This is a genomic window from Synechococcus sp. R55.2, assembly GCF_047462075.1.
Classification (GTDB): Bacteria; Cyanobacteriota; Cyanobacteriia; order Thermostichales; family Thermostichaceae; genus Thermostichus.
Genome location: NZ_JANSIH010000401.1, coordinates 1 through 2,803, shown reverse-complemented (window position 1 = coordinate 2,803; position 2,803 = coordinate 1). Strand labels below are relative to the sequence as shown.

Below are 2,803 nucleotides of genomic sequence, written 5' to 3'. Positions count from 1 at the left end.
CCCCCCCCCCCCCCCCCCCCACCGCGTCGCGTCGGGGGGGCGCGGATTTGTTAAAAAGACAAACAAATTCGCGGGCTTTGGGGGGCCGGTAGCCCGCCCCATCGCATCGCTGTTTTGCTGCCCCGTATGGATGCGGGGGTGAGCCTGAGCTTGCAGGAGCAGTTGTCGGAAGTGCCGGTTTTGTCGATTGCCCCCTTCCCGGCGTTGATCCGCTATCCCTTGGTGCGGGCGGTGCTGACGGCAGCAGAATTGGCCCATCCCGAGTGGGGTGCTTTTCCCACTTTGCCGGCTTGGCGGCTGATGTTGAGCTGGGTGCTGGGGCTGGATCCCATCCGGGCGGCTCTGTTGGCCGAAGATACCTGGGATCCGGTGGGGCGTTCTCTGCGTCCCCGAACAGCAGTACGGCAGCCGGAGCGGGTGGGGTTTGCCAACCTGGAGCGCTACCAGCGACTGTTCGATTGGCTGCGCGGCTATCGTCCCGGCCCTTCATTGGCCGCTTTCTTCCAGCAGTTTTTTGCCGATCACTTGGCCTCGGTGATTGCTTCCCCTCAGGATCAAGAGCTGCTGCGCGTATTGATGGAAGCGGCACAACGGTTTCGTCAGGCCTTCCCTGCCGAAGGGGATCCCGCCTTTTTGGCCATGATCCGCTCGGGACAAACCCCCAGCAGCAGCCGCTTCGAACCCGATTATTCCCGCTACTTGGTAGTTGCAACTCCGGTGGCCTATATCAATCGGGGTTTGGAGGCCGATTACCAATTTTGGTTTGATATCACCAGCCCCAGTTGGTCCCGCTCTTTGTGGCATGTGCTCTACAATAGCCGTGTGCTGACGCCGGAGTGGGACGGGGAGGTTTTCGATGCAGGGCGGGATTTACAGGCGCGTCAACGCATTTTGGCCCGCACGCTGTTGAACCTCTGTTGCCGCACTCAGAAGGGGCTGTGGTTGGTGCGCTCCAATTTTAACTACCGCGGCGAGGAGAACACCAGCATTTTGGACTACCTGATTTTGAAGGGCCTGAAAGCCATGGCAGCCGTCGGCTGAGAGAGGCCCTATCCTGAAAGGGTGCTGGCAACTCAGGCCCCCAAGAAATCGGGGGATGCACCGCAGGAATGGTCAAAGGCAAAGGTTTTGGAAAAGCGGCGCAGCCGTCCCTCTCAAAACAGATCCGTCAGGCGGCAGTCCATTTCCGGCAAGGTGACTGGGCCCGTTGTCGGCAAATTTGTGAGCAGCTCCTCTCGGGTGCCGGCTCAGCTCCTGTTGGGACTGCCCAGCGGGGATCCCATTCGAATGCCGCCGACCTGTCTGATCCCGAAGCAGCCATCGCCTGGGTTCAGGCCCACGCTCTGTTGGGACAAATCGAGGAAGGAGCCGGTCGCTACCCCGCCGCCATGCTGCACTACCAGCAGGCCATTGTGAGCTGTCCACCTGCTGCGCCGGCCAGCTTAGCCGCTGAGGTTCATGCGCTGCTGGGGAGGGTGTTGCGGCAGATGGGGGAGAAAAAGCAGGCGCAATTGTTGTTTGAGCAAGCCCTGAACCGGGATCCGCAACTGCTGATGGCACGGGTGGGGTTGGCCGATCTGCTGCAGATGCGGGGAGAATTCGTGGCGGCGGTGGCCCACTACTTGCAGGCTTGGCAGGGATCCCAGCAGGAAGCGGATATCCCCTATCAAATCGGCATGTGCTTCTGGAAGCAGGGACAACCAGAGGCGGCCAGTCCCTGGTTTCGGCGGGCGCTCTCCTTGCAGCCTGAACACAGCGATGCCCGCTACATGCTGGCCATTCTGGGGGAGCTGCCCCTGCCCGACAGAACGCCTCCGGCTTGGGTCAGCCGCCTGTTCGACGAATATGCACCTCGGTTCGAGCAGCATTTGTTGGAGAAGTTGAACTACCAGGGACCAGAGGCTTTGCGGCAAGGGATCCTGGCGGTGGCAGCAGCGCAGGGATCGCCTCCTCAGTTTGAGCGGGCGCTGGACTTGGGCTGTGGTACGGGCTTGGCAGGAGCCCAGGTGCGCCCCTATGTCAAGCAGTTGTGGGGCGTGGATCTCTCTGCCCGCATGCTGGAAATCGCCCAACACAAGGGCATTTACGACCACCTGGTTCAGGGGGACTTGCTGGAGCTGCTGCACCAGACCTCAGAACGCTACGACTTGATCCTGGCGGCAGATGTGTTCATCTACCTGGGGGATCTGGCCCAGGTCTTTCCTGCCTGCGCTCGGGTGTTGAATGCCGGCGGGCTTTTGGCCTTTACCGTCGAGGTGGGATCCGCCCCCGGCTACGAGCTGGGATCCACGACGGGGCGCTTTGCCCACTCCCCATCTTACGTGCTGCAGCAGGCAGAACAAGCAGGGTTGGATCCCGTCTACCACCAAAACTTCACCCTAAGACGAGAGGGGGAAGCCGACGTACCTGGAGCCGTGTGGTGTTTGCGCCGTTCGCGTCAGCGGTGCGGAGCCCATTGAGGGAGAACACGACCTTCCCGAGCTTTCCCTTCATAGGAGCTTCACAGAAAGCCAGTTGAGGTATTCTTGAGCCAGAGTTTCCTCAGGGATCCCGGAAAGAGGAGCCTGATTTCTCGTCAGTCCCTCTGGGTTAGCTTGGGGTTAAGTTTCATTGGGCCAGGGTGGTTTGATGGATCCTGCCACCTTTCTGGAGCACTATGGGTTTGAACTGGAAGGTCAACCCGGCCAGGTTTGGGTGGAGCGCTGGGATCAGTCGTTCCCGGCCCGTTGGATCCCGGTGGCTTTGCTGGAAGCCCTCTACCAGGGGCGGTACAAGGCCACCTCTGTGGAGCAGCTTCTCCGCC

Annotated in this window: 2 protein-coding genes; both read left to right on the top strand. The window is 61.0% G+C overall.

Going from position 1 to position 2,803, the window contains the following annotated elements; all coding sequences use genetic code 11:
• Window positions 1-114 precede the first annotated feature (114 nt).
• Complete coding sequence (locus tag NW838_RS12905; RefSeq protein ID WP_414428165.1) at window positions 115-1,041, top strand: hypothetical protein; 927 nt, start codon at window positions 115-117, stop codon at window positions 1,039-1,041.
• A 68-nt stretch (window positions 1,042-1,109) separates the two neighbouring features.
• Window positions 1,110-2,459 (top strand): methyltransferase domain-containing protein, encoded by a 1,350-nt coding sequence (locus NW838_RS12900; protein ID WP_414355954.1) that lies wholly within the window; start codon window positions 1,110-1,112, stop codon window positions 2,457-2,459.
• Window positions 2,460-2,803: the final 344 nt, after the last annotated feature.